Below are 26737 nucleotides of genomic sequence, written 5' to 3'. Positions count from 1 at the left end.
TACAGCGTCGACAACTTGTAATTTAAAGCCTAATGAATAATCTCGTTGTGTTCGTTTGATCGGTGTATTATTTGACTTGGTCATAATAAGTCCTATATGTGTAAACATATTTCAGGACGAGACATTTATTAAAAATAAGCCCTATTATTTTAGGGCTTTTTGTTGCGTGCAGATTATTTTGCATTATTTACCTGCGCTAGTAACTCTATAACTTTTTGTTGACCAAATGTTTGTGCAAATTGCTCGGCTGTTTGACCTGCTTTGTTTTGATGCGCGTTGTCGCAATCAAGTGATACGAGTGTTTTAGCTATACTAAATTCACCTCTAAAAATAGCGGCCATTAGCGCTGTGTTGCCACGGTTATCTTCTAGACAGGCATTAGCGCCTAAGTGTAAAAGTGTGTTAACCGTGTTTTTATTACCATGGTAAGTAGCAATCATTAACGCGGTGTAGCCTTTATTGTTGTAGCTGTCGATAGGAATACCGGCATCTACAAATTGCTCTATTACAGCTGTGTCGTTTGTGCGTGCTGCGGCAAAGTAATAAGCAAATAAGCTATCGTATTGAGTTTTTGCAGAATGTTGGGTTTCACCTTGCGTACTGGGTGTTTGTGTATCTGATGTATTTTGAGCGTAAACGCTACTGGTAAAGCTCAGAAATAGAGCGACTATAATTAATAAATTACGCATAACAATTGTCTCTTATAAAAGAGGAAGGGGTTTATTCCTTCCTCATGGTTGTGGTTTAAATAGCTATTTAGTTGGGACTAATTGCTTTTAACTAGTTGCTTATAAGTTAGCGGCTAGTTGTTTAACCATTTTAAGGTCGCCGTTTACAGCTTTAGTTAAGCGTGTACCGTACTCGCTATCAGCTTTGTAAAAGTGACTAAGCATTTTGTGTTTAACACTGCTGTTTTGCACTTTGCCTAAATCGCCTGCTAGGTTATTAATTAGGTTTGTACGTTCTTGCTTGCTAAAACCACGGTATATAACACCTGCTTGCGCGAAGTTTTGCTGCTTTTTAATCGCGGCTTGTTGTACAAAGCCTTTTAGCTCTGTGTTACTTCTACGTGCAATTGGGTTTTCAGCTACGTTTTCTTGGCTTGGCTGATAGTTCACATTGCTTGTCGTGTTACCAATATTCATTGCGCCGTCTTGGTTGTAGTTAACCACTTCAACTTTTGCACGGTTAATTGGCAATTGCTGGTGGTTAGCACCTAGGCGGTACATTTGTGTATCAGCGTAAGAAAACATACGACCTTGTAATAAACGGTCTTCTGATGGCTCAATACCTGGAATAATGTTTGCCGGTGCCATTGCTACTTGTTCTGTAGACTGGAAGAAGTTAGTTGGCATACGGTTTAGGGTCATTGTTCCTACTTTAGTTTCTTTAATGTCTAACCACATTTTTGTTGCATCTAATGGGTTGTAATCAAAGTCATCAAGCTGCGACGGATCAAGCGTTTTAATGTACAGATCCCACTTAGGGAAGTTGCCTTTGCCAATTTCGCTGTAAAGGTCGCGTGTTAAGTGTTGGAAGTCTTGGCTTTGCACTTTAGCTACTTCTTTTGCGTCAAGGTTATCAATACCTTGTTGGCTTACCCAATGAAACTTAACGTATTTAACATCGCCCGATTTGTTAATCATTTTGTATGCATGTACACCCCAACCGTCCATTTTACGAAGACTTGCTGGTGTACCGTAGTCGCTGTAAACCCACGTTAGCATTTGTGTAGAACCTGGTTCGTGCGAGAAAAAATCGAATACACGGTTAGGATCTTGAATGTTATCAACCGGTGATGGCTTTAACGAGTGAACCATGTCTGGAAATTTAATCGCATCGCGAATAAAGAACACCGGTAAGTTGTTACCTACTAAATCCCAGTTACCTTGGTCTGTGTAAAACTTAGTTGCAAAGCCACGTGGGTCACGCAGTGTTTCTGGGCTGCCTTTTGAGTGAATTACCGATGAAAAACGAACAAATACGTCTGTTTCTTTACCAGCTTGTGCAAACGGTGCTGCAATTGTTAAATCATCTAGCTCTTTTGATGCTACAAACACACCGTGTGCGCCAGTACCACGAGCATGCACAACACGCTCAGGAATACGCTCACGTGCAAAGCGTTGCAGTTTTTGAATTAGTTGCACGTCTTCTAGTAATACACTGCCACGTTCGCCAGCAGTAATTGAATTTTGGTTGTCGCCAACAGCTGCGCCGTTATCTTTAGTAAGAGTTGTTGCTGCGCTTGCCGGTAATGCCATTGCAAGTGCCAGTGCAGTTAGTGTTAATTTTGTTTTGTTTATTTGAGTATTCATTGTCGACCTCATCTATTTAAAAGTGCCGGCAGTGGTGCAGGCTGTTAATCTGTTAACGATAGTATTAACTTTATTAACTTCGGTAAAACTGATTAATTAGATTGATGTGATTTGTAAAACAGATGAAATGAATTTGCAGATACACTTTTTACATTAATGTAATTTTTTTACTACGACCTTAGTCGCAATATGCTTTTATAAAATTTATTAAATACAAAGGTTTTTAGTTTTATCTGGCGGTATTTTCACCAAGCTGGTGCGTTTTATACTTACAGTGTGTTGACATATTCGCGCAATAAAGGGAATATGCTCAATCAGTGAGCTTATGCTCATTGGTGAGTTGCACTAAAAAGTTGCACAATATTAATCGCGCTTAACTCGTTATATTTAAATTAGCTAAACCAAACAGTGTTAATAAGGTGACAAGATGAATACTAATATTGAGCTAGTGATATTTGATTGTGATGGCGTTGTTATTGATAGCGAAATTTTAAGCGCACAAGTACTCATTAATATGCTTGTTGAAAAAGGCGTTGAGATTGACCGCGCTTATGTACAGCAACACTTTTTAGGCTGCAACTTTAAAACAGTAAGCCAAAAAATAGCGGATGCATTTAATGTCACTCTTCCTGAAAGCTTTGAAGGTGACTACCGCGAGGCACTATTAAACGAATTTGAAACCGGACTAACCACGACTGACGGTATAAAAGACGTACTTAACAATTTAGCTGTGCCTATTTGTATTGCTACTAGCAGCAGCCCAGCACGCACCGCAAAAGCGTTGAGCGTAGTGAGTTTAAGTAAGTACTTTAGCGATACGGTTTTTACCAGCAGCGAAGTTAAGCGTGGTAAACCGGCGCCTGATTTATTTTTACATGCAGCTAAGCAAATGGGTGTAAAGCCAGAGCATTGCTTAGTAATTGAAGACAGTAAAGCCGGCGTAAATGCAGGGATTGACGCCAATATGCAAGTACTGCATTACAGCGGTGGGCAACATATGCAAGGCTCTGTTAATCATGTACACAGTGCTTACCCAAATGTTGATCATTTAACGCATTGGCAAGATTTTTTAAGTGCATACCCTGCACTTAAAAAGCAGTAAACACGCAGCTTTTTAAATAAACAAAGTTTTTAACGTGATTTGCTCGCCTTACACACTGACAGGCAAGCAAACGCAAAATATAAATGTAGATGGTTTTGCTTTACTAAAAATAAAACAAAACGTGGCAAAACATCATGCGTTTATAAGCCAAATTATAAAAGGCAAAGTATTTAGGTTCTATACCAATCTGCTTGAATATGGGGTTTATTTAACGATAAGAAAATTGCATTGTAACTAGGCAAAAATTTTTATATCTAGTTGTTCTAAATATAAAATTTTTAACGACGTTATGGGGTAATTTAACTCGTTAAATTATTCAAATAGTTATGCAGATTGGTATCAAATGCTTTGCTGTTAACAATAGGAAATACCATGGCAACGAGTCCACACACACAAACATTTAAAGATGTAAACGAAGAGCAACTTCCTGTTGCTAATAATAAGCTTCACGGCTGGAAGCATTTTGCAGGGCTATACGCCGGCGAACATGTTGCGGCTACTGAATTTGTTATTGGTGCAACGTTTGTTGCATTAGGCGCTTCAACCATCGACATTCTACTGGGTTTATTAATAGGTAACCTGTTAGCAATGTGTTCTTGGTGGCTGATTACTGCACCCATTGCAGTAGAAACCCGCTTAAGTTTATATAACTACTTAAACAAAATTGCTGGTAACTCTATGACCAAGCTCTATAACTGGGCTAACGTGGTTATTTTTAGTGTTATATCGGCCGCGATGATCACGGTATCCTCCACCGCCGTGCGGTTTTTGTTTGATATACCTGCGCAACTTGATTGGTATCCAAATAGCTTTTGGTTTGTAGCCATTGTTTTAGCTGTTGGCTCTATTGTTGTATTTGTTGCGATGTATGGCTTTTCTACGGTTGCTGACTTTTCAAAGCTGTGTGCGCCGTGGCTATTTGTTATATTTATTGCAGGCTCGTTCGCGTTATTTCCTGAGCTTTCAAATCACGTATTAGGTTCTACCTCTTTAACTAGCTTTAGCGACTTTATGACCATAGGCGACTCCTCCATATGGACGGGCACCAATGCCGATGGTGAAAAGGGCATAGGCCTATTAGAAGTGATTGGCTTTGCATGGGCTGCTAACTCAATTACTCACTTTGGTTTAATCGACATGGCTATTTTTAGATTTGCTAAACGCAAAAGCTATGGCTTATTTTCTGGTGTGGGCATGTTTTTTGGTCATTACTTAGCGTGGATCTCTGCCGGTATTATGGGCGCAGGTGTTGCGGTATTACTTAAAACAACTATTTCATCACTTGATCCGGGCGATGTTGCATACCATGCATTAGGTTGGACTGGTTTTGTTATTGTAATTATTGCCGGTTGGACTACAGCTAACGCAAACCTTTACCGCGCAGGCCTTGCAGCGCAATCTATATTTGTTAATCAATCACGTGAACGCACCACCGCTATTGTGGGTGTTGTAACCGTAATTATTGCGTGTTTCCCGTTTGTATTTTCACAAATGCTTCCGCTACTTACCTACGCAGGCTTATTAGTTGTTCCAGTAGGCGGCATTGTATTTGCTGAGCATGTGTTATTTCCTAAAATTGGCTTAACTCGTTACTGGGCTAAATATAAAAATATTACCCGCAGCGTACCGGCTATAGCATCTTGGGCGTTAGCGCTTGTGTTTGGCTTTGGTTTAAACGCTATTGATGTAATGTCGTTTTACTACTTGTTTATTCCTACGTGGATTTTCACAATCGTTATTTACACGCTATTAGCTAAAAAATACGGAGCCGATGAAGATTACACACAAGAGATTGCAGCAGAAGAGCAAGAGCAACGTGATATTAAAGAGTATCAAGCTGCTGAAGCGAAAGACATTCCAAAGCCAGTAATTGACAGCTCTATATTTACCAAAGTACTTAATGCAGTTTCTACGGTTTCACTGATTATTATTTTTATATTTGCCAGCCAGGTGATGTTTTTCAGTGAAACTATGAGTATGTACAGCGCTAATAAATCGCAATTCGAAATAGCCTGTTTTATTTGTACTGTTATTTATTTTGTTACTGCGTACTGGTCGTTAAAACGCCATAAAGTACTCAATACAGCATCGTAATACAGTATCGTAATTTATATTTTATTTTTGTTTAGTAAGGTCGCACCATGACGCAACATCAACACACTGACGCTCTAGTTACAGGGCTAAACCAACAAAGCTTGGCTCAATTACCAAGCCATGTTGATACACCAACCTACGACCGTAGCGCAGTTAAAGCCGGTATTGTTCATATTGGCGTGGGCGGTTTTCATCGTGCTCATCAAGCGGTATATGTTAACGAGCTTTTAAAAACCCCAGGCTCTGAGCAATGGGGCATATGTGGTGTTGGTCTTTTAGAGGGTAACCGTGGTCTGCGTGATATTTTAAAGCAGCAAGATTACCTTTATACGCTTACTGTTAGACACCCAGACGGTACAATAGATAACAAAGTAATTGGTTCAATGATCGACTTTTTGTTTGCTCCAGAGGACAAACAAGCGGTAATTAATAAGCTAGCGCACAGCGATACTAAAATTGTGTCGCTTACTATTACCGAAGGCGGCTACAACTTTAACCCTGCAACGGGCGAGTTTGATTACAGTAATCCAGATATTATTAACGACATTAATAACCCGAACGACCCAATTACAGCGTTTGGTTACATTACTGCTGCGTTAAAACTGCGTAAAGAGCAAGGTTTAGGCGCATTTACAGTGCAGTCGTGCGATAACATTCAGCACAACGGTAACGTAACACGCAAAATGCTTTTAGCCTTTGCTACAGAGCAAGACAAAAACCTAAGTGAGTGGATTGAGCAAAACGTATCGTTTCCAAATGCGATGGTTGACCGTATTACACCGGTATCTAAAAAGAGTGATATTGATTACGTGGTTGATGCATATGGTGTTAGCGACGAGTGGCCAATTACTTGTGAGTCGTTTACACAATGGGTAATAGAGGACACATTTAGTGACTCTCGTCCAAATTGGGATTTTGTTGGTGCTCAGTTTGTTACTGATGTAACGCCTTATGAGACCATGAAAATACGTTTACTTAATGCAGGTCATTCTGTACTTGGTTTATTAGGTTCAATCCATGGCTATGGCACTATTGATGAAACGGTATCGGATGAATTATTTGCCACATACCTACGTGCTTTTATGGATAAAGAAGTAACGCCAAATCTTGAACCACTTGAAGGCATTGACCTTGAAAGCTACAAAGATACGTTAATAGAGCGTTTTGCTAATCCTAATATTAAAGACAGCCTAGCGCGTATCTGTAGTGAAAGCTCAGCTAAATTGCCTAAGTTTTTAATTGCCACAATTAACGAAAACCTAGTACAAGGTCGAGATGTATCACTGGCAACGCTTGTTATTGCTACTTGGTGTTTATACAGCGATAAAGGTTTAAGTGAAAACGGCGAGCAACTTGAAATTCAAGATGCGATGCACAAAGAGCTTAATTCTTACGCGCAAGAGACTCAAACTAGCCCGATTGCATTTTTAAAGTTAACGAGCTTGTTTGGTAAACTTGAGCATAACGAAACGTTTACTGCTGAGTATAAAAAGTCGGTTGCTGCGCTGTATGCACCTAATAGTAAAATTAAAGCCATTATGCAGGCTGTACTTGATCAAAAGAGTAACTAATTATGAGCATTTTAATTAATCATAAATCAGGCGAAAACGTAAGTGTTAGCTGTTTTGGCGAAGTACTGTGGGATTGTTTTGATTCAGGTAAACGCTTAGGTGGCGCGCCACTTAACATGTGTGTGCGTATTAACTCACTTGGCATTAAAGCCGACATGATCAGCGCTGTTGGTAACGACGAGTTAGGCGCTGAGTTACTAGGCGAAATTACTAGCAAAGGCGTAAGCTGCGAATACATTGCTATTAATAGTGACAAAAAAACTAGCACGGTTGAGGTAACGCTCGCCAGTGGTGGCTCTGCAAGTTATGAAATAGTGGCAGACACTGCGTGGGATAATATAGCGCTTACAGATGAGTTGCTTAGTAAAGTTAAAAGTAGCGATGTATTTGTATTTGGCAGCCTAATTGGGCGAAGCGAAGCGTCTTTAGCAACGTTAAATCAACTAGTTGATGTAGCAAACTTTAAAGTATTTGACGTAAATCTACGTGCACCGCATTACAAGCTAGAAACACTTGTAGATTTAATGAATAAAGCAGACTTTATTAAGTTAAACGATGAAGAGCTATACGAAATTGCAAAAGCGATGGGTTGTAAGTTTCATTCGCTTGAACAAAATTTAGCGTTTATAGCACAGCAAACAAATACCGATTACTTATGTGTAACCAAAGGTAGCCACGGTGCTTTATTAACAATCAAGGGCGAGAATTTTTATAATTCAGGTTATTTAATTAGTGTAATTGACACTGTTGGCGCAGGGGATTCGTTTTTAGGTTCGTTAATTTATCAGCTTTGTAGCAACGACGACGCGCAATATGCCGTTGACTTTGCATGTGCCGTTGGAGCAATGGTCGCCGAAAGTTCTGGTGCAACACCTACTTTAACGCATCAACAAATTAGTGAGTTTATGAACCCACTTTAAAAAAACATTGTGTGTGAAAGCGGTTATACGTAAAAGTTTAACCGCTTTTTTTGTGCCTAAAATAAGACATAGGCGATAAGTGAGTGTTAAGTGCGCAGGTTGCATAAATAGTGGCTTATATCGATTATTGTATTAGCTAAACGTCTTATTGTTTGAGGGTTAAAGCTTTGTTATCGTTCGTCGATTATTCACGGATTGAAAAGGCGGGGCGACACACAATGCGCTCTATAACTAAAATACAAAAAGAGAAACGTGCTATATGATCATCTTTTTTATCTGCCTCACTATTTTAATACTGGGCTATAAGTTTTACAGCCCATTTGTTGAAAAACAAGCCGGTTTGGATTCAACTGCTGACACACCACAAAAACGCTTTAGCGAAGGTGTTGATTACGTAGCTATTCACCCTGTAAGAGCATTTTTAATTCAGTTTTTAAACATTGCTGGCGTAGGCCCAATATTTGGCCCGATTTTAGGTGCTTTATACGGACCCGTTGCACTAGTATGGATTGTACTTGGTAATGTTTTAGGTGGCGCTGTACACGACTTCTTCTCAGGTGTAATGAGTATAAAAGAAGACGGTAAAAGCCTACCAGAAATCGCAGGCCATTATTATAACGTCGTATTTAAAGGCTTTATGCTTGTATTTACTGCCATGCTACTGTTTTTTGTAGGTGTAGTATTTATTATGAGCCCTGCAGGTTTGCTAAGTAACCTTGATTTTTTTGAAGGTACAATACTGGCAAATAACACCTTTTGGGTACTTGCTATTTTAGCGTATTACTTTTTAGCGACCTTGCTACCAATTGATAAAATTATCACTAAGTTTTACCCAATTTTTGGTGCGCTAATGATTGTAATGACGGTGGCAATTGCTATTTCATTACTTATTAATGCGCCGCACTTACCGGTACCAAGTGACTTTTTAGCTTACTTTGAAGCTGACCACGCACATGACTTTTTAGAGCCAAACCCAGATGGATTACCAACATGGCCACTGTTATTTATAACAATTACCTGTGGTGCTATTAGTGGTTTTCACTCTACTCAAGCGCCTATTATTGCGCGTTGTTTAACTAACGAAAAATACGTACGTCCAGTTTATTACGGCGCTATGATGTGTGAAGGTATTGTAGGTTGTGTATGGGCACTTGCTGGTATTGCAGCGTTCCCAGATGGTTACGCGGGCTTAAAAGCATTGCTTGACCAAGGTGGTCCAGGCTTAGTTGTTAACCATGTAGCTAACAGTTACTTAGGCGTATTTGGCGGTATAATGGCAATTATTGCAGTAGCCGTATTCCCAATTACTTCTGGTGATACAGCGTTCCGCTCATTACGTTTAACTGTTGTTGATGCGTTTAATATTCCGCAAAGCATACGTAATCGCTTACTAGTGGCGGTGCCTATACTTGCTATAGCGTACTTTATGACGAAGCTCGATTTCTCATTAATTTGGCGCTACTTTGCATTTTCAAACATGCTGCTTTCTACAAGCGTATTATGGCTTGCCACTAAGTACTTGTTTGACCGTGGTACATTCCATTGGATTGCCAGTGTTCCTGCTGTTATAGCAACAGCGGTAACGGTTTCTTATATTGGCACTGCAGCAATTGGTCTTAACTTATCAAGCGATTTAGGTAAACCTATTGGCGCTGTAGTAACAGTGATTGGCTTAATTGTTTTAGCTATTGTGCACTCTAAGCATAAAGTTAAACCAACAGCGGTTTAATAATCACATAAGTTATTTCAAGCATTAAAAAAGCGAGTTATTGATTATCAATAGCTCGCTTTTTTTGTGTACTAAATTTAGGTATTACTGAGTTGCAAGTTCAAAGTAACTATTATCATCGAGCGTTTTGCTTATCATCATAGCGCCCTCAAGCAGGCTCACTGTTTGAATAGCTGCTTGAGCGGGGTTAGGCTCACCATTAGTTAAGTGTGCAGCGCTAAGCCATATTAAGTTTTGATTAAAAAAGCGCTTTACTTCAAGGCGTACTTTATCTGGAAGGCTATCGCTTTCGGCTCCTAGCAACCCGCATAAACACATTTTTTTATCGGTTACTAATGCACGTCTAAAAAGCTGAGTGTACACATCAATAGGATTTTTACCGCTTGCTTTAAGTTCGCTTGGCTCGCCTAACGCTGCTAAAAAAGAATTAGTATATTGATGAGCAAGCTCTGCACCTAAATCGGCCTTAGTCGGAAAGTGATAGTGCACACTGGCGCTTTTAATGCCGACTTCGCAGGCTAGCTCTCTAAAACTAAAATTACTGTACCCGCCAAGTCGCACCTTGTTTTCAGCGGCTTTTAATAAAGCTTCTTTTTTACTCATTTTTAATATTTCCTATCTGCAGTAATACCAGTTTTATTAAAAACATGATCATTGTATCGCATTAAATAACACACTAACTGCGTTAAAAATTATTCATACAGAACAACTGCATGTCATAATTTTCGTCTTTTTCATTGCGCTATATTCTTAGCGTAATAATGGATCACTTATTTAATGCAAATGGTACAGCAAAATTATCGACCAGTAGGTAGTTATTTACAAGCGTTTTACTATTAAGCAACCCCCTAATTTTATTATGAATTAAGTTAAATCCCATAAATCAGAAAAATTTAAACGTTGACTTAAATTTAGTTTAACATTATAAATTACCTATCGGTAGGTAGGTTACGCCGTTAATCCACTTCTAAACAATAAAGATAGAGATTGCTATGAAAATTTATGATGTAGAAAACTTTCCAAATCCACTTCGTGTTCGTATCGCTTTAGCTGAAAAAAATGCCACTTCAAATGTTGAGTTTGTACCTGTTGATTTATTAAATGGTGAACACAGAACAAAAGCCTTTTTAGCTAAAAACCCCTTAGCAGGTGTACCCGTATTAGAGCTAGATGACGGCACGTTTATATCAGAAAGTACCGCTATTACTGAGTATATTGATACCGCATTTGAAGGCCCATCTTTAATGGGTGAAACCGCAAAAGAGCGTGCAGTAATTAACATGATGCAAAAGCGTGCAGAATCTATGGTGCTTGACGCTGTGGCAACTTACTTTCATCATGCAACTGATGGCTTAGGTCCTGAACTTGAAACATATCAAAATGTGGCTTGGGGTGAAAAACAAGGCGAAAAAGCGCGCCAAGGGTTTAGCTATTTTAATGATGTACTAGCGCAATCGGCGTTTGTTGGCGGCGAGCAGTTTAGTATTGCTGATATTACATTGTATGCTGGGATGGTATTTGCTGGATTTGCACAAATAGCAATCCCGAATGAGTTAACCCATTTAGTTGCATGGCAAGAAAAAGTAGCAAAACGCCCAAGTGTTGCGGCTTAATTAGGTTATTAGTTTAAAATTTAAGTGAAGTTACGCTTAGGAGCCAAATATGAAAATAGCTGCCGATTTTAGTAAACGAGTTGTGGTACATAGCGAATCCCTCCCGTGGGTTGCATCGCCGATGGCGGGCGTTGATAGGCGAGCGCTCGATAGAGTGGGCGACGAAGTTGCTCGCGCAACGACCATTGTTCGTTATGCACCTGGCAGTGAATTTTCGCCGCATGTACATACAGGCGGTGAAGAGTTTGTTGTGCTTGAAGGGGTATTTCAAGATGAGCATGGTGACTTTGCGGCAGGTTCTTATATCCGTAATCCACCGCAATCAAAGCATAAGCCGGGGTCTGAAAATGGCTGCGTTATATTTGTAAAGTTATGGCAGTTTCAGCCAGATGATCGAACCCACGTGCGTTTACAAACAAACTTGATGCAAAGTACGGTGCATCCTAGTTTTAAAAATGTTGCCGTAACCCCTTTATACAAAGACGACTTTGAAGAGGTAAGCTTGTTGCACTTTAAGCCCAACGCCTGCATGGTTATAAACGCAAAAGGCGGAGCTGAGCTGCTAGTACTTGAAGGCTCATTTGATGAGCAAGCCGATACCCTTGTAAAAAACAGTTGGTTAAGAGTGCCTATTAATAGCTCCGTTAACGTTAAAGCGGGGAGTAATGGTGCAAAAGTATGGCTTAAAACGGGTCATTTAAATGATGTAGAAAACCAGATATCTCGCGTACAAAATGCGTGATTGAGTCGTTTATTTGAGATTATTTATTAATTTAGTTCAAGACTATTTATTGATTTAGTTCAGGACTAATTAATTTTAGAAGGTGTACTTTTACCACTCAGCCTATTTAAGGAGAGCAGTAATGGTACACACAACACATGGTTTATCTATTGGTCTTGAACGTGCCGGAAGAGAGTTTTTTTTAAAACTTAAAGCCGTTGGTACGCTTACTCACGACGACTACAAAATAATTACCCCAATGATAAACTCAGCTCTTGGCGAAGTTAAGCACCCAGTGGTGAATGCATTAATAGACGGTAGTGAACTTGAAGGTTGGGAATTACGTGCAGCGTGGGATGACTTAAAGTTAGGTGTTAAACACTCTAAAGAATTTAAAAAAGTAGCTATTTACGGTAATAAAGAGTGGCAAGCTCGAATGGCAAAAATAGGTAACTGGTTTATATCGGGTGAGGTTCAATACTTTGAAAATGCTACCGCTGCCATAGATTGGTTAGACGAATAATAAATCCCTTCTTTCAAAAAATAGCGCTTACAAAGCGCTATTTCAACTCTCAAATAAAGGACTTATAGCGAACGTTTAATAGTTTTCGCTTATTGTTAAGTATCAATCTTATCAAAATACGTTACTAAGCTATCAATAAATGAACGAAGTGCAAGAGACTGATGTTTCCTGGAGCGGTAAATACCGTATATGCTCAAAGTTTGTGGTTTAAGGTGTGGTAGTAAATGTATTAACTTTCCATTATTTATATATTTCTGCGCAGCAAACTTAGGTTGTAGAGTTATTCCTTGATTATTAAGAGCAGCTTTTAACAGTAAGCTCGAATCATTAGCACTGAAGTTACCAGCAATCGCTACAGATACGGGTTTTTCAGGGTGTGAAAAATGCCACATACTTTTTTCAAACCGTGAATAGTTTAAACAGTTATGGCGACTCAAATCATCCGTAGTTATAGGCTTAGAGTTTTTTTCTAAATATTCTGGGCTTGCACATAATACTGAATGGCATTTCCCAAGTGGGCGAGCAATTATATTAGGATCTAAGTCATTGGTAATTCTAATTGCTAAATCTATTCGCTCTTCTACCAAATTTGTAACGTGATTACTAATTTGTACATCAATACTGACTTCGGGATGAGCGTGTAAGAATTGTTGCAACATATCTGGTAGTACATCATGTGCTAAAAAAGGCGAGCACGACAACCTAATTTGCCCGTTTAATCTGTTATTACTTTCTATTGGCGCACTGATGTTTTGGGCGATGGCAATGAGCTCTCGGCTATGATTAAGTACTTTTTCACCCTCTGACGTGAGTGTTATTTTTCTTGTTGACCGATGGAGTAGTTGGGTATTTGCCCACTTTTCCATTTGATTCAAATACCGTGTAACCATAGATCTAGACATATCTAAAGCACGGGCAGCACCGGCTAGACTTTTCTGCTCTACAATTTTTATAAATACATCAGCTGCAATAATTCTATCCATTCACTTTGCCTATATGTTCGATTTATGCAACAGATAGTTGCATTCTGCCTAGTTTTTCATTCTTAAATTGCAACATACAATAGCCTCATCTTAACGAAATAACAAACAGGCTACTGAGAATGAAAAAAGTTAAACACGTATTAGCAGCAACAGCTTTATTAGCAAGTACATTAATGCAACCGGTATTAGCGCAAAGTGAATTAGATGTTGATGTATATAACCCACAAGACAAAAGTATTTTTGCTGTTTCATCAAGCATTATAAGTGGTGATAACGAAGTGTTATTAGTGGATGCCCAATTTCAGCGTAATGATGCACAAGCATTGGTTGAAAAAATAAAAGCGAGCGGTAAAACATTAACAGCTGTTTATATTAGTCACAGCGACCCTGATTTTTACTTTGGTTTAGATGTAATTAAAGCTGCTTTTCCAAAAGCAAAGTTATTAGCGACTAAATCAACAGTAGAGAATATTAAACGCTCAATGCAAGGAAAGTTAAATTATTGGGGGCCTATTTTAAAGAGCAATGCACCTAAAGAACTTATTTTGCCAGAAGTAATGCTATCAAATAGCCTAACTATAGATGGGAAAGAAATTATTATTAAAAATTTACAGCATGATCCAAAGCATACTTACCTTTGGATCCCTTCTATAAAAACAGTGCTGGGTGGGGTTGTAGTATTTGATCAAATGCATGTGTGGTTGGCCGATTCGAGCACTGCTGCAGAGCGTCAAACTTGGCAGTCAACATTAGATAACATCGAGAATTTAAAACCACAGACTGTTATTCCAGGTCATTTTTTACAGGGCAGTAAACAAGACCTTTCTGGTGTGTCATTCATGAAAGGATACTTAAATAAAGCGGATAGCGCTGCAAAAAATGCAAAAAACTCAACTGAATTTGTAGAGATAATGACTCAAGCTTACCCTGATTTAGGCGCAAGAAGCATTTTAGAGTTGGGCTCAAAAGTGGTTATGGGTGAGATGCAATGGCACTAAGTGCCCTTGCATTAAGCAATTATTTAGATAGGAAATATTAATGAAAAACGTAACGTTACATATAATTGTTGACCCTTTATGTGGTTGGACTTACGGCAGCGTGCCCTTGATCACCGCTGCTGAAAATATTGATGGTTTAATTGTAAAAGTACACAGTGGAGGCATGCTAACAGGTGATAATGTAAAATTAGTGACTCCTGCATGGCGTGAATTTGCACTTAAAAACGACAGTGTCATAGCGAAGAAAACCGGTCAGGTATTTGGTAGTAACTATACTGATGGGCTTTTAAAAACCAACGATATTATACTCAACTCGGCTCCGGCTATTACCGCTATATTGGCAGCGCAAAAGCTTGGTATATCAGGTGGGGAAATGCTTAATAGTATTCAACATGCTTATTATGCTCAGGGTAAAAACATTATGCAGCTGCATGTACTGACTGATATTGCATTGGAGCTGGGTTTAAACAAGGCCTTATTTGAAACCCACTTTAATGCGCTAGAAGGCGGTGCAACAGATCAACATATAGCACAAAGCCGAGGCTTATTGCACAATATTCATGGGCAAGGTTTTCCTAGTGCAGCATTTGAATTTAACACAGGTAAGTGGCAAAAAGCCGATATAGCCCATTATTATGGAAAAACTGAGCAGTGGGTTACCTACTTACAGCAATCAGTTGCGCTAGTATAGTGTGATGAAATTTCTAAATAATAAAGCTGTTTATATTACAGCTTTATTGAGCTTCCTTTTTATAGTGCAAGGGTGTGCAAAAATGAACAACATAGACATAATTAAAAGTACGTATGAAGGCAAAACATCACAAGAGAATGGGCAAAATTTAGTTGCTCATGCAAGTGATACTATTACTTGGAAAGAGGCTGACGGTTTTGCTTATGCTGGTACATACCATGGTATGAATGACATTACTGAACATGTTTTTCAAAAGCTTGCAAGCGAGTGGTATAACTACACGTTTACGCCACAAAACTACTTATCCCAAGATGATACTGTTGTAGTGTATGGCACGTACTCTGGTACTTATATTAAAACGGGTAAAAAAATGCAAGCTAGGGTCGCGCATATTTGGCAGCTTAAAAATCAAAAAATAACGCACTTTGAACAAATAGTAGATAGTAAAATGGTGTTTGATGCTATGCAGTAACTACGCGTTACTGCATATATTTGAACTTAAAAAACATTAGGCCTATTAAAGTACATCAGCCAGCACAGGTAATGCCGGAAATGCCCCTTTAGCTAAACACGCTTTAGAGCCACATTTAAGAGCAAAGTTCAGAGTGCCTTTTACGCTCGCTTTATCATTTAGTTTATCTGCTAGTGGTAAATCACTTCCTAAGTTATTTAAGTAGTATAAAACCCCCGCTATAAATGCATCACCTGCGCTTGTTGTATCTACGGCGTTTATTTTTGGTGCCGATTCGTTAAGTGTAAATGCGCTGTGGTAAACCGTGGCAGGCTCTGGTCCATCGGTTAAAAACACCAGTTTTACTCCGGTATTTAATAGCATTTGAATGTAATCATCGCTCGTTGTATCGCTATGCTGAGCTAAAAAATTAAGCTCATCACGCGAGAGTTTTACTATGTCACAATAGGTGTAACAGGCTTTTACATTGCTTGCTATATCGTTTGTGTTTTCCCACAAGCTGTAGCGTAAATTCACATCAAAACTGACGAGCTTATTATTCGCTTTTGCAAGTTCTAGCGCTTTAACCGTTGTGTTGGCAATTGCTGATTCGGTTAATGTGTTTGAACAAAAGTGTAGTGTGCTTATTTCTTGCCAATTTATATGCGCTAAATGCGCCTGGGTTAATAGTACATCGGCTGTATTATGGCGATAAAAGCCAAAACTACGCTCGCCGGTTTCATCAAGGCTTACTATAACCATGGCGGTTTGTGAGCCTGCAATGGTAAATAAATAGTCTGTATTTACATTGTATTGCGCTAATGCATTACTTAATTGATTGGCGAAATGATCGTCCCCTTTACCTCCACAAAATGCAGCCTCTGCGCCAAGTTTTGCGTAGCCAACAGCTACATTGGCAGGCGCGCCACCTGGTATAGGTAAATAGGCTGAGTTATTAGCATCTTGTGGCAGCATATCAATTAATAGCTCGCCTAAGCACAGGAGTTTAGTCATTTGGAATATCCTAAAAAGCCTAGCAAGGCTAGGCTAAAAAACGTGAAGGGTGTTATTTATTCATACTTTAAAAGGCGCTACAGTGACTACTCACCGCAGCGCAATACACACATTTAGTTAAAAGCGTACTTTAAAGTTACCGATGTTGTGCGGCCGTTAATAGTACGGGCACGAATAATGTTATTTTCAGGTACTGAACCTTCTTCTGCTTCTGTAATACCTACTGTATCAAATAGGTTATTCACATTAAGCGCAATATTAAGGTTTTCAGATAAGTCATAGCTTACAAAGCCATTTACCTGTGTGTAGCCGTCAAATTGTAGATCGTTATTATCTTGAGCGTATGCATCGGTAGTACCAATGAAACTTACCCCTGCAGCGCCTTTTTCATAGTTGTAACGTGCCATTAATGAGTAAATTAAATCGGCTTGACGACGTGGTGTATTACCTACAACATCTGGGTTAAGCGCATCTTTTGCTATTTCTGCATCGGTCCAGGTTAAATTACCGCGAAAATCCCATGCATCAATAAAGTAAGTAGATTCTATTTCAATCCCTTTTGCTTCGTATTCACGGTCAAAAAACGTTTGTGATGTTGCTTCAAAATTTTGCTCTTCAGTTTCGGCAAAAAACGCAGTAGCAAACACTGATAATGAATCAAAGCGCTTTTTAACACCAAACTCAAACTGGTTTACTTCATCAACAGCGTCTTCTTTTGCAACAGAGCCGTCGGCGCGTACTTTACCAAATAAAAGACGGTCAGCATTTGCACGCCCACCTTTACTAATACGTGCAAACGTAGCAAGGCTTGGATCAATTTGATAATTAGCACCAATTGAATAAGAAGAATAGTTCCAGTCGTAATTTACTGGGCTGGCGTTGGCAGTATCAATACCTGCAACGTTTTGTTCCGGGATTGATATTTCACCGTCGCGGTTCATATCTACAGTTGATGTTACAGCACCTGCATAGTTACCGCGAGCTTCGCCACTGTCGTAACGGGCACTTGCATCAATGCTTACGTCGCCTAATTTAGTAGAGAATGCAACGTATGGTGCACGGGTGTCGTACTCTGTGTCGTAATCACGTTGGCAACAGTTTCCCCAGTAAGGTGTGCCATATGCATATAAACCATTTTCCGAAAACTCAGTACCGTCAGCTGCAGTAACATTTAATAATGCTGCATTGTCGCCTTTAAGCTCCATAAGGTATGAATTCCATAACCACGACATAGCAATGTTTTGTGTTGACGCGTAATAACCAAAAGTAATGCTGGTGTCATCATCAAACGATTTAGTTAGTTTAAAGTCGTTAACTAATGAATCGAAGTCGTTCATTGTTACGTCAAAGGTATGAATTCGCATAGCGAGGTCGTCGTTAAATGCAGCGCCCGTGTTTGCGTTACTGAGTGTTGCGCCTACACCACCAATGCTCTGTGCAATAGATGATGCGCTGCCAACCTCAGCAGGAATAAGCGAGTTAAAGTTGCCGCTTATTGATGATTTACGAAAACGGTTTTCGATACGCCAATCGTTATCTAAATCAAATACAGCTTCAAACCCAACAGAGTCAACTTTTGGATTCATACCATCGCGAATATCGCCGCTGCTGATTTGGTTTTCACCATTTAAACGCACTGTTTTAGTAAATAATGCTGAGTGAGGTGTGTCTGATTGCGCATCAAAGCCAGCAATAGAGTCACCATTTGAGTACATTGGCATAGGAAGGTAGCCAACACTCTTATCGTCTAAGTGTTTGTAATAAAGGCGAACGTAACCGTTGTCGAAATCTTTAGTAAGATTAGCTTTTATTTGGCCACCTTTATTAGACGTGTAACCTGTTTCGCGCGGGCCTTCGCCTTGTCGAACAAAGCCACCAACATGAAAACGCACGCTATCGGTTAAGTAAGTGCCGTATTCAAAGTCTGTACGAACGCTGTCGTAATCTAAGCCAAGTGTTGTAGATACACTGCCAGATTCGTTTTCGCCATTTTTAGAGATAAAGTTAATAATGCCACCAGGTGCATTACTTGCTGCAGTAGATGCTGAGCCACCACGAATCGATTCGATAGTTTGCACAGTGTTATCTAATCGCATAAAAATATCTGAATTACCAAAAGCGATATCACCGTATTGCAGTACAGGTAAACCATCTTCTTGTAATTGTAAAAATTTTGCACCGCCCGAAGCAACTGGCAGGCCACGAACAGCAATATTTGCATTGCCTTCGCCACCTGTAGATTCTGCACGAATACCAGGGATGATTCTAAAAGCCTCGGCTGTTGAGCGAGGAGTAGACACCTGAACTTGTTCAAGTGATACGCTACTAACTGATACGCTTGAAGCCATGATTGTTGTTCGGCGTGGTACGCCGGTTACAACTATTGTTTCAAGACCTTTGTTTTGTGATGCTTCAGGTGTTGCTTGGTCTGTTTCTTGTGCGTTAACGCCTTGACTTACGGCAAGTGCTAAAGCGCTGATTAAATATAAAGGTGTATTGTGTGTAGTCATGTGAACGCCTCGTTGTGTTGAACCCAGTAGGATTTGTTATTTTCACTTAATCGATTAAGTAAAAATAACAAATATTTTACAATAAGCAAATTATTTTGTGTTTAATTTGCTCTTTTATTATTCATATATTGATTTTAAAAGTATTTTTTATTGTATTGAGATACAAGTTTTTAAGCTGTTGGGTTATTTTCTTGTAAAGCACTCATTGATGGGTCGCGTAAATAATTGAACAACATAGCTACAAATAAAATCACGGCAAACCCTGTTGCTAAGTAAAAGCCATAGCGCACATGGCCAAAGTAATCGCTGATCATACCCATAAATAAAGGAGCTAAAGCAGCCGATAATGCGGTAAAAAATAATATAACGCCGGCTACGGCTCCATGGCGCTCAGCAGGAAAACACGATATACCTTTAGAGTTTAAAGTTGGGTAAACCATAGACATAAATAAACCTGAAAGAGGTAGTAACCCTACAGCCCAGTCAACGCCACCAATAAGTGTACCCACATAACAAAGCGCAATACCTAAGCTTAAATAAGCCATAACACCTTGCCAGCTATAACGATTTAGTAACCATACGGCAATAAAACGACCTGCAGCACGTAGTATAAAAAATATAGTAAGTGCATAAGTGGCAAGGAGTGGCCAAGAGCCTGTGTAGTCCTTTAATAGCGTTGGCATCCATACATAAATAGCCACTTCAGTCGCTACATAAAGTGCAATAGCTAAAGAAAAACCAAGTGCATAAGGGTTTTTTACCATTTTCATGGTGGTGGCCAAAGAGGCTGGCTTTTCTGTTGTTTTAACTACGTCAGGGTAGTCTGCGCGCCATGCTAATAAAGCAAGGATTAAACACATTACGCCCGCAGTAATATACAGGTATGTCCAACTAACGTTTTGCACTAATAAAACACCAACTAGGGCAGGGCCTACAATAGCGCCAATGCCAAAAAAGCCCTCAACCTTGTTCATGGTTTTAGTATGGTCGTCGTTACTATGTGAAATATCGCCAAGCAATGCCAGTGCGCCGGTTTTAAATAAACCAATGGCCAGGCCTATGCAGCAAAGCAATACTAAAAAGAAGGTAAAGCTGGTGCTAAATGCAAATAAAAAACAACTCGCAGAAAATATTAATAGACCTAGCATAATGGTTTTTTTACGGCCAAGGCTGTCAGCTAAAAAGCCTAAAAATAATCCACTAAAGGCAATGAGTGCCATAGGAGCGTAATGAAATGCACTAGCTTGAGTCATGCTCAAACCGAAATCTTTTATAAGTTCGGGGATTATCATGCCGACTGCGTCAGAGGTCATGGCAAACATAAAAAACATCATGTATGTAAGCCAGCGTATTTGTTGCAGTGGGTCGCTGCTTACGTGTGTGTGTGATTTTATCATGTGTTTATTCCTCGTTAAATTCTCTATTAATACTTCGTAAGTCAGTCAGTTGCTTACTGTAGTATTACGTGAGACACGAAATTTGTATGTAAAATTATTAAAAATTACTTGTAAATTCTTACTCGCTAGTTAAAGATATATCTTAATCGATTAAGTTTCAACATGGTAATCACACAATGATGAAGAATAAAGTTCAATTGATCACATATGCTGATCGAATCACTGGCCAAAATATAGGCGCGCTAACCACACTTTTAAACGGCCCTTTAAAAGGCGTATTTGGTGGTGTGCACTTATTGCCATTTTACAATCCTATTGATGGCAGCGATGCTGGCTTTGACCCTATTGATCATAGTGAAGTTGATTCTAGAATAGGCACTTGGGAAGACATACAAGTATTAGGTAAAGATCTCGACTTAATGGCTGATCTAATTGTTAACCATGTATCGGCACAGTCTTTTCAGTTTCAAGATGTATTAGCGAAAGGTAAGCAATCAGAATTTTGGGATTTGTTTTTAACCAAAGATGATGTATTTCCAAATGGTATGAGCGAAGCTGAGCAAAAAGCAATTTACCGCCCACGCCCAGGTAGTTGCTTTACGCCAATGCAGTGCGGCGACGGCCAAACGTATGATTTTTGGACCACTTTTACCGATAACCAAATTGATATAAACGTAAAAGTAGAAGCCGGTGTTGCGTATTTAAATAACGTACTTACTAAATTTTCGGCTAACAATGTAAATATTATTCGTTTAGATGCGGCGGGTTACGCCATTAAGCAAGCTGGCACTAACTGCTTTATGCTTGATGAAACGTTTGGCTACCTAGATAACTTATCTAAGCAAGCAAACGATTTAGGCATGGAAACCATTGCAGAAATTCATAGCCATTATCAAACTCAGGTAGAAGTGGCAAAACGCGTAAATATGGTTTACGACTTTGCGTTACCACCGCTTATTTTACACAGCTTATTTAACAACGATGTAGATGCACTACTCAAATGGTTACAAATTTCGCCACGTAATTGCTTAACCGTACTTGATACACACGACGGTATTGGCATTATTGACGCAGGTCCAATGGGCGACAAACCAGGGCTATTAAATGCACAGCAGATTGATAACCTAGTAGAAACTATGCACGCTAACAGCAACAACCAAAGCCGCCAAGCTACGGGCGCTGCGGCGAGTAATGTCGACTTATATCAAGTTAACTGTACGTACTACAACGCATTAGGCGCTAAAGACTTTGATTACTTACTGTCGCGTGCAATTCAATTTTTTGCACCAGGTGTACCACAAGTATATTACGGCGGCTTATTTGCTTGCGAAAACGACATGGAATTACTGACAAATACAAATGTAGGCCGTGATATTAACCGCCCATATTTAGATGCAAATATAATCGACAAGGCCTTAAATAAGCCTGTAGTAAAAGGTTTAATTGAATTAATTAAAATTCGCAATTCACACCCTGCATTTGCAGGTGAATTTAGCGCCCAAGGTGAAGGCAGTATGTGTTGTTTATCGTGGCAACTAGATGAGCAAACTATTTCACTTACTGTTGATTTTAAATTACGCCATGCACTTATTACGCAAGTAAACGGTGATGAAGAAACAACGATTAACTTAAATTCATTTTTAGCTTAATGTTAAAAGAGTAATTTACAAACGTCATGTAAAGCAAAAGCCAAGCTACTTAAGCTTGGCTTTTTAACACATAAAACTATTACAAGGTTTGTAAGCTAACTACTCGCACCAATCTCTAATTCGTAACTGACTTCCTTAGTTTTTTCTTCTTTAGAAATAAATAATTCAGCGGCTATAACGCCTTTTTCTTGGCTGTTTTGATGAATAGTGGTGAGGCGAGGTACAAACCGGGCTGCTTCATCAATACCATCAAAGCCCACAATACGCAGTTCTTCACCTATTTTTATGCCTTGTTTTATTGCTTCTCGCATTGTGGCAAGGGCAATTAAATCACTCATACAAATAATAACGTTAGGACGAGGGGAGGCACTTAAAACCTCTTTGGCAGCAATAATTGCAAAACGCTCGCTACTTTCAGGAATGTTCCAAATGCGATCGTCAGCCACCGTAATATTTGCCTCGCTTAAAGCGCGTTGATAACCACGTAAACGTTGATGCGAAATAGATTGTCCGGTTTCAAATTCGTGATGCTCATACACGCGGCATAATACGTTTTCATCAAGTAACCTAAGCCCTAATATAGCCACTTTATCGCTTTGATTATGTAGTACGTGTTTAGCAATTTCGTAACTTGCTTGCTCGTTATTAATATTTACAGAGGCATTGCGAGCAATATCAAAATCAATAGTCACTACATGTTTAGACACTGTTTTTAACTGCTCAACTAACGCGTTATTACGAGGGCGGCCATAACAAATAAAGCCATCTACAAAGTCGACCACGTTATTAAGGTTATCGCTATTACCTGAAAACAATAAAATATTAATACCATTTTTTTCAAGCACCGAGGTAACACCGCGCATAAAGCTACTAGCCACAGGGTCCGACACCATGTATTCCACACTATCGGGCAACACTAAAGCCACAATATTAAATGTGCCGTTACGCAATGATTGCGCGGCCTTATTAGGCCCGTAATAGCCCAAAGTTTTACACGCTGCAAGAATATCGTCTCGGCGTTTAGCCGATAGCTGATCAGGGCGGTTAAACGCATTAGATACTGTCGCGTTAGAAACACCTAACTCTTTAGCAATACTTTTTAGGGTCCAGCGGGTTTGCTTACTCATACCAATTCTTTACTCAATACTCATGTTAATAAACTAACATATTCAGGGCGTTAGCAAAGGGCAAATTTGCAAAATAGTCTTAATTGTTGGTGATTACACTTAAACTAAAAAGCCTAACTGCTTTAAAGCTATGCTAATACAGTGCTATATGACTTAAATAACATTATTAATTTTTGTGACACTTGGCTGATTGACGATTTTTAATTGAGGCGCTAACTTCATCTATAATTTGTGTTTACGCTTCTTTTATTAGGGCCTTATATAGGCTAAATAAGTGATTGCTAAATTAGGCTATGTATATCCACACACAGCCTAATATCACCTACAAGTCTCTTAAAGCTTGCTGAATAGGGGTTTTAAGTAATTTAACTAAAGGCGACAAAGTTGCAGTTACACACAATATTAGTGTGGTTAAAAGTGCGATGAATAATGCAAGTAAGTCAAAGCCAAGTAAAGTTGATCCAATCAATTTATAAAAAATAAAACACGTAATGAGCGCCAATATAAAAGCAAAGAGTATTTGTTTGCAGCGATTAAAAACGATAAAACCGTCAGTAGCCCCTATAGCTAACAATACACAAATAGATTGTTTATCTAGCCTAAGTTGCGCGAGTACTTGATACCATAAGCCACTAAAGATCCCTGCAAGAATGATCAGTGTAATTATTAATCCAAACCAAAGTAAATCAGTTGATTGTTGATCAAATTTGGCCAAAATATCTGCTAATGTTGCTGCTTTATGGATATTAATATTTGAGGCTTGTTCGCTTAACCAACGATTAAAGTCACTGTTGTTACTAAGTGCGTCAATGTTGCTTGATAGAATTGAAAAATTTTTTAACACTTCCTCATCATATATATTCAAGGGTAAATATAAAGTGGGCATAATGCTTTGCCTGCGACCCCAATGAGGAATATCCTCACCGATCCCAATAATTGTGAGTTGCTGGTTTTCTAAACCGTAACTAATCGTCGTGCCAATGAGTGAACTCAGCTCTTGCGTACTACTTAAATGCTTAGCAAGGGCGTGGTTGATGATCACACCATTTTGCCAATTAGCTAATTGTTTCCCTTGAACATCCACATCAAGTAAATCAAAAAAATGGCTACTCACATAGCTTGTTTTGATATCCATAGCTTCCTTTGCACCTTGCCCAGCAAGCGTATACTGTTGTAATTTTTCAAAAGGGGATGACAAAATTACTGCTTGCGGGTCTACTTGCTGTATCTTATTTAAGGCTTGGCGCCAAGAAATCGCAAAGTGTCCAGAGTCTACACTTACCTGAGCAACAGATAAGTTAATATTGCTGTGTTTATATTTTTGCCACTGAGAGAGAGCAACATTACTCAGCGCATAGGTGGCTGTTAGAGCAACGCTTAATTGAATGACTAAAATTCCTCCGGCTAACGCCTTTTGAAACAACGACACTCGCGTATTTGCCATACGAGTAAACAATGATCCTTTGAGCAAATTTACAAGGGGTATGAGTGAACATAAAATTACGCTCACAGTTATCATTGCGATTGCACTGATAAAACTTACACTATCTACAGACAAGTATTTATCAGTAAATAATAATTGGTAGCTGGTACTGCTAGTTATTAACTGACTAAGTAAGTATAGACTTAATACACTAAGCAAACTTATTACCACGATTTTCAGACATGAAAAAAGGAGCGCAGGTCGAATAAAGTCGTTCGATTGTGCGCCTAACAACTGTAAGGTTTTATACTCATCGGCAAACACAATTGCTTTACTGCTGGAAATTGAAAACAAACTAAATGTTAAAATAAAAAACAGTGTAACAATTAAACCTAATAATAACTGCCATAGTAGTACCATATGCTGATATGATTTAGGGTCAAAATTTATGCCCGAAAAAATAACTAGCGGCAATGGTGATTTACCAAAAGACATACCTTTAACACTTAAATCTATACTCTCCAATTGTTTTTTTGTTTGCTCAGGATCAAAAGACATTTTTGCAGAGAACACGCCATAATATAAAGGTGCAGCTTGTAAAAATCGGTCTACCATTGAGTCATTGGTAAAAGGAGTGGAATAGCGCAAAATATCTTCTGGTAGCCATACATCGACATGATTAACTCCCACTTGATTATATTTTTTATTTAAAACACCAAGAATTTGTATACCTCGCTCAAGGCGTTTATAGGAAAGTATTTTTCCTTTAATATTGGCATCACTTTTGAGTGTTTCTCGCCAAAACTTTTCAGTGATCCACGCACCAGACACTTTGTTATTTTTTAGCACGTCAATCGCTAAATTGTCGGCCATATTAGGTGAAAAAATAGCACTTCTGACATTGCTTAACTTTGCGTTATCAACCGAAAAGTTGAACTCTTTAAACACGAGCCATGACACATCTTCAACCATTGGTAGTGTTTTTAGCTGATCAAGCGCTTGTTTACTAACTGCACTTAAACGGTTATCTTCACTTAATCTACCTAATGTATACAAAGGCTTATTTGTATTGGTCCAGCTTGGGTTTTCATAAAAAAGCATACTGCCTAAGCGCAACGCGATACTTAAAAGGGCGGCGGTTAAAGCAAAGCCTAATAATAATATAGCCAGTTTTAAATATTGCCCACGCCAACGTCGCCATTGTGTCAACAGCTCAAAGCCTAGATTACTTACCATCATAATCTATCCGCCCATCTAAAATTCTGATCCGGCGCTTGCAGCGTTGTGCAACGCTTACATCGTGTGTAACGACTATGAGTGTGCTGCCTTTATCACATAGCGTCTGTAATAACGCAATTACTTCATCACCCGTAGCTTGATCAAGGTTTCCCGTCGGTTCATCCGCTAATATCAGCGCAGGTTTATTTACCAGAGCCCTTGCAATGGCAACACGTTGCTGTTGGCCACCCGAAAGCGTATCTGGCGTGGTGGCGTGTTTGTCTAGTAACCCCACATCATTAAGCGCCTCTTTTGCACGGTCAATGTACTCACTAGATTTTATGGCTTTATTAAAGCGCATAGGCTGCACTACATTCTCCAGCACTGTCATACTGGCTATTAAATTAAAGTTTTGAAATATCCAGCCTATGTGGGCATTGCGCACCAAACTCTTTTGTTTACGGGTCAACGCTGTAATGTTTTCACTACGCAGTAAATAGTCACCAGCCGTTGGTTCATCGAGTAAACCAATAATAGATAATAGAGTTGACTTACCACTACCAGAAGGGCCCAAAATGGCGATTGATTCACCATCATTAATTGTTAAATTAATGTCTTCCAATACAGGCTTGGCATTGGCTGAAAATGACTTTGATACTTGCTCTAACGTAATTAACTGCTCCACTGT

22 protein-coding genes are annotated in these 26737 nt (G+C 39.1%); 12 read left to right on the top strand and 10 right to left on the bottom strand.

Annotated elements, in window-relative coordinates:
• Window positions 1–173: 173 nt before the first annotated feature.
• Window positions 174–689, bottom strand: a complete 516-nt coding sequence (locus H5120_RS04255) for an ankyrin repeat domain-containing protein (RefSeq protein WP_149603526.1) — start codon at window positions 687–689, stop codon at window positions 174–176.
• 99 nt (window positions 690–788) lie between these two features.
• Window positions 789–2315, bottom strand: coding sequence for a catalase (locus H5120_RS04250; RefSeq protein WP_039488381.1), 1527 nt, complete (start codon window positions 2313–2315; stop codon window positions 789–791).
• 427 nt (window positions 2316–2742) lie between these two features.
• On the opposite strand from H5120_RS04250, the gene H5120_RS04245 reads away from it, so the two are divergent.
• From H5120_RS04245 to H5120_RS04225, 5 genes are all read left to right on the top strand, one after another.
• Window positions 2743–3417, top strand: a complete 675-nt coding sequence (locus tag H5120_RS04245; protein ID WP_182673701.1) for an HAD family phosphatase — start codon at window positions 2743–2745, stop codon at window positions 3415–3417.
• Window positions 3418–3789: 372 nt separating this feature from the next.
• Window positions 3790–5511, top strand: a complete 1722-nt coding sequence (locus H5120_RS04240; protein WP_182673700.1) for a cytosine permease — start codon at window positions 3790–3792, stop codon at window positions 5509–5511.
• A gap of 47 nt (window positions 5512–5558) precedes the next feature.
• The gene (locus H5120_RS04235; protein WP_182673699.1) at window positions 5559–7082 is read left to right on the top strand and encodes a mannitol dehydrogenase family protein; all 1524 of its coding nucleotides are present in this window, start codon (window positions 5559–5561) and stop codon (window positions 7080–7082) included.
• Between the two features lie 2 nt (window positions 7083–7084).
• A complete protein-coding gene (locus tag H5120_RS04230) occupies window positions 7085–8002 on the top strand; it encodes a carbohydrate kinase (RefSeq protein ID WP_182671987.1) in 918 nt (305 codons plus the stop codon).
• 259 nt (window positions 8003–8261) lie between these two features.
• Window positions 8262–9731, top strand: a complete 1470-nt coding sequence (locus H5120_RS04225; RefSeq protein WP_182673698.1) for a carbon starvation protein A — start codon at window positions 8262–8264, stop codon at window positions 9729–9731.
• Between the two features lie 84 nt (window positions 9732–9815).
• Here the strand turns inward: H5120_RS04225 and H5120_RS04220 are convergent, their stop codons facing one another.
• On the bottom strand, window positions 9816–10334 hold the full coding sequence (locus tag H5120_RS04220) for a TetR/AcrR family transcriptional regulator (protein ID WP_182673697.1): 519 nt from the start codon (window positions 10332–10334) through the stop codon (window positions 9816–9818).
• Between the two features lie 389 nt (window positions 10335–10723).
• Here H5120_RS04220 and H5120_RS04215 point away from each other — a divergent pair, with 389 nt between their 5' ends.
• The 3 genes from H5120_RS04215 to H5120_RS04205 all read left to right on the top strand — a co-directional run bounded on the left by H5120_RS04215 (window position 10724) and on the right by H5120_RS04205 (window position 12588).
• Window positions 10724–11344 carry a glutathione S-transferase family protein gene (locus H5120_RS04215; RefSeq protein WP_182673696.1) on the top strand — a complete coding sequence of 207 codons (621 nt, stop codon included), beginning with the start codon at window positions 10724–10726 and terminating at the stop codon, window positions 11342–11344.
• Between the two features lie 49 nt (window positions 11345–11393).
• Window positions 11394–12086 carry a cupin domain-containing protein gene (locus H5120_RS04210; protein WP_182673695.1) on the top strand — a complete coding sequence of 231 codons (693 nt, stop codon included), beginning with the start codon at window positions 11394–11396 and terminating at the stop codon, window positions 12084–12086.
• A gap of 121 nt (window positions 12087–12207) precedes the next feature.
• Window positions 12208–12588 (top strand): STAS/SEC14 domain-containing protein, encoded by a 381-nt coding sequence (locus H5120_RS04205; RefSeq protein WP_002960091.1) that lies wholly within the window; start codon window positions 12208–12210, stop codon window positions 12586–12588.
• A 95-nt stretch (window positions 12589–12683) separates the two neighbouring features.
• Here the strand turns inward: H5120_RS04205 and H5120_RS04200 are convergent, their stop codons facing one another.
• Window positions 12684–13571, bottom strand: coding sequence for a LysR family transcriptional regulator (locus H5120_RS04200; RefSeq protein WP_138490298.1), 888 nt, complete (start codon window positions 13569–13571; stop codon window positions 12684–12686).
• A gap of 119 nt (window positions 13572–13690) precedes the next feature.
• Here H5120_RS04200 and H5120_RS04195 point away from each other — a divergent pair, with 119 nt between their 5' ends.
• The 3 genes from H5120_RS04195 (at window position 13691) to H5120_RS04185 (ending at window position 15732) form a co-directional block, all read left to right on the top strand.
• Complete coding sequence (locus tag H5120_RS04195; RefSeq protein ID WP_182671991.1) at window positions 13691–14569, top strand: MBL fold metallo-hydrolase; 879 nt, start codon at window positions 13691–13693, stop codon at window positions 14567–14569.
• A gap of 40 nt (window positions 14570–14609) precedes the next feature.
• The gene (locus tag H5120_RS04190; protein WP_182673694.1) at window positions 14610–15260 is read left to right on the top strand and encodes a DsbA family protein; all 651 of its coding nucleotides are present in this window, start codon (window positions 14610–14612) and stop codon (window positions 15258–15260) included.
• 82 nt (window positions 15261–15342) lie between these two features.
• Window positions 15343–15732 (top strand): nuclear transport factor 2 family protein, encoded by a 390-nt coding sequence (locus H5120_RS04185; RefSeq protein WP_149603532.1) that lies wholly within the window; start codon window positions 15343–15345, stop codon window positions 15730–15732.
• A 45-nt stretch (window positions 15733–15777) separates the two neighbouring features.
• Here H5120_RS04185 and H5120_RS04180 read toward each other — a convergent pair whose 3' ends face one another.
• The 3 genes from H5120_RS04180 to H5120_RS04170 all read right to left on the bottom strand — a co-directional run bounded on the left by H5120_RS04180 (window position 15778) and on the right by H5120_RS04170 (window position 20632).
• Complete coding sequence (locus H5120_RS04180; RefSeq protein ID WP_182673693.1) at window positions 15778–16725, bottom strand: carbohydrate kinase; 948 nt, start codon at window positions 16723–16725, stop codon at window positions 15778–15780.
• A 113-nt stretch (window positions 16726–16838) separates the two neighbouring features.
• The gene (locus tag H5120_RS04175; RefSeq protein ID WP_024596984.1) at window positions 16839–19235 is read right to left on the bottom strand and encodes a TonB-dependent siderophore receptor; all 2397 of its coding nucleotides are present in this window, start codon (window positions 19233–19235) and stop codon (window positions 16839–16841) included.
• 170 nt (window positions 19236–19405) lie between these two features.
• A complete protein-coding gene (locus H5120_RS04170) occupies window positions 19406–20632 on the bottom strand; it encodes a sugar MFS transporter (protein ID WP_182673692.1) in 1227 nt (408 codons plus the stop codon).
• 176 nt (window positions 20633–20808) lie between these two features.
• On the opposite strand from H5120_RS04170, the gene gtfA reads away from it, so the two are divergent.
• On the top strand, window positions 20809–22281 hold the full coding sequence (gene gtfA / locus H5120_RS04165; RefSeq protein ID WP_182673691.1) for a sucrose phosphorylase: 1473 nt from the start codon (window positions 20809–20811) through the stop codon (window positions 22279–22281).
• Between the two features lie 95 nt (window positions 22282–22376).
• Here gtfA and H5120_RS04160 read toward each other — a convergent pair whose 3' ends face one another.
• The 3 genes from H5120_RS04160 to H5120_RS04150 all read right to left on the bottom strand — a co-directional run bounded on the left by H5120_RS04160 (window position 22377) and on the right by H5120_RS04150 (window position 26734).
• Window positions 22377–23408, bottom strand: coding sequence for a LacI family DNA-binding transcriptional regulator (locus H5120_RS04160; protein WP_182672865.1), 1032 nt, complete (start codon window positions 23406–23408; stop codon window positions 22377–22379).
• A gap of 322 nt (window positions 23409–23730) precedes the next feature.
• The gene (locus H5120_RS04155) at window positions 23731–26070 is read right to left on the bottom strand and encodes an ABC transporter permease (RefSeq protein WP_182673690.1); all 2340 of its coding nucleotides are present in this window, start codon (window positions 26068–26070) and stop codon (window positions 23731–23733) included.
• Window positions 26057–26734 carry an ABC transporter ATP-binding protein gene (locus tag H5120_RS04150; RefSeq protein ID WP_182673689.1) on the bottom strand — a complete coding sequence of 226 codons (678 nt, stop codon included), beginning with the start codon at window positions 26732–26734 and terminating at the stop codon, window positions 26057–26059. Before H5120_RS04150 ends, H5120_RS04155 begins: the two co-directional genes overlap by 14 nt.
• Window positions 26735–26737: the final 3 nt, after the last annotated feature.

Source organism: Pseudoalteromonas sp. SR43-2 (assembly GCF_014163885.1).
In the GTDB taxonomy this organism is placed as follows: Bacteria; Pseudomonadota; Gammaproteobacteria; order Enterobacterales; family Alteromonadaceae; genus Pseudoalteromonas; species Pseudoalteromonas distincta.
The sequence above is the reverse complement of the archived record's forward strand: the minus strand, read 5'-3'. Positions and strand labels throughout refer to the sequence as shown.

Bases quoted from the DNA above. Each gene is read 5' to 3' on its own strand.
- H5120_RS04195 (WP_182671991.1), top strand. From the start codon at position 13,691: ATGAAAAAAGTTAAACACGTATTAGCAGCAACAGCTTTATTAGCAAGT.
- H5120_RS04155 (WP_182673690.1), bottom strand. From the start codon at position 26,070: ATGATGGTAAGTAATCTAGGCTTTGAGCTGTTGACACAATGGCGACGT.
- H5120_RS04190 (WP_182673694.1), top strand. From the start codon at position 14,610: ATGAAAAACGTAACGTTACATATAATTGTTGACCCTTTATGTGGTTGG.
- H5120_RS04210 (WP_182673695.1), top strand. From the start codon at position 11,394: ATGAAAATAGCTGCCGATTTTAGTAAACGAGTTGTGGTACATAGCGAA.
- H5120_RS04235 (WP_182673699.1), top strand. From the start codon at position 5,559: ATGACGCAACATCAACACACTGACGCTCTAGTTACAGGGCTAAACCAA.
- H5120_RS04240 (WP_182673700.1), top strand. From the start codon at position 3,790: ATGGCAACGAGTCCACACACACAAACATTTAAAGATGTAAACGAAGAG.
- H5120_RS04170 (WP_182673692.1), bottom strand. From the start codon at position 20,632: ATGATAAAATCACACACACACGTAAGCAGCGACCCACTGCAACAAATA.
- H5120_RS04205 (WP_002960091.1), top strand. From the start codon at position 12,208: ATGGTACACACAACACATGGTTTATCTATTGGTCTTGAACGTGCCGGA.
- H5120_RS04200 (WP_138490298.1), bottom strand. From the start codon at position 13,571: ATGGATAGAATTATTGCAGCTGATGTATTTATAAAAATTGTAGAGCAG.
- H5120_RS04185 (WP_149603532.1), top strand. From the start codon at position 15,343: ATGAACAACATAGACATAATTAAAAGTACGTATGAAGGCAAAACATCA.
- H5120_RS04175 (WP_024596984.1), bottom strand. From the start codon at position 19,235: ATGACTACACACAATACACCTTTATATTTAATCAGCGCTTTAGCACTT.
- gtfA (WP_182673691.1), top strand. From the start codon at position 20,809: ATGATGAAGAATAAAGTTCAATTGATCACATATGCTGATCGAATCACT.
- H5120_RS04255 (WP_149603526.1), bottom strand. From the start codon at position 689: ATGCGTAATTTATTAATTATAGTCGCTCTATTTCTGAGCTTTACCAGT.
- H5120_RS04230 (WP_182671987.1), top strand. From the start codon at position 7,085: ATGAGCATTTTAATTAATCATAAATCAGGCGAAAACGTAAGTGTTAGC.
- H5120_RS04215 (WP_182673696.1), top strand. From the start codon at position 10,724: ATGAAAATTTATGATGTAGAAAACTTTCCAAATCCACTTCGTGTTCGT.
- H5120_RS04180 (WP_182673693.1), bottom strand. From the start codon at position 16,725: ATGACTAAACTCCTGTGCTTAGGCGAGCTATTAATTGATATGCTGCCA.
- H5120_RS04160 (WP_182672865.1), bottom strand. From the start codon at position 23,408: ATGAGTAAGCAAACCCGCTGGACCCTAAAAAGTATTGCTAAAGAGTTA.
- H5120_RS04245 (WP_182673701.1), top strand. From the start codon at position 2,743: ATGAATACTAATATTGAGCTAGTGATATTTGATTGTGATGGCGTTGTT.
- H5120_RS04220 (WP_182673697.1), bottom strand. From the start codon at position 10,334: ATGAGTAAAAAAGAAGCTTTATTAAAAGCCGCTGAAAACAAGGTGCGA.
- H5120_RS04225 (WP_182673698.1), top strand. From the start codon at position 8,262: ATGATCATCTTTTTTATCTGCCTCACTATTTTAATACTGGGCTATAAG.
- H5120_RS04250 (WP_039488381.1), bottom strand. From the start codon at position 2,315: ATGAATACTCAAATAAACAAAACAAAATTAACACTAACTGCACTGGCA.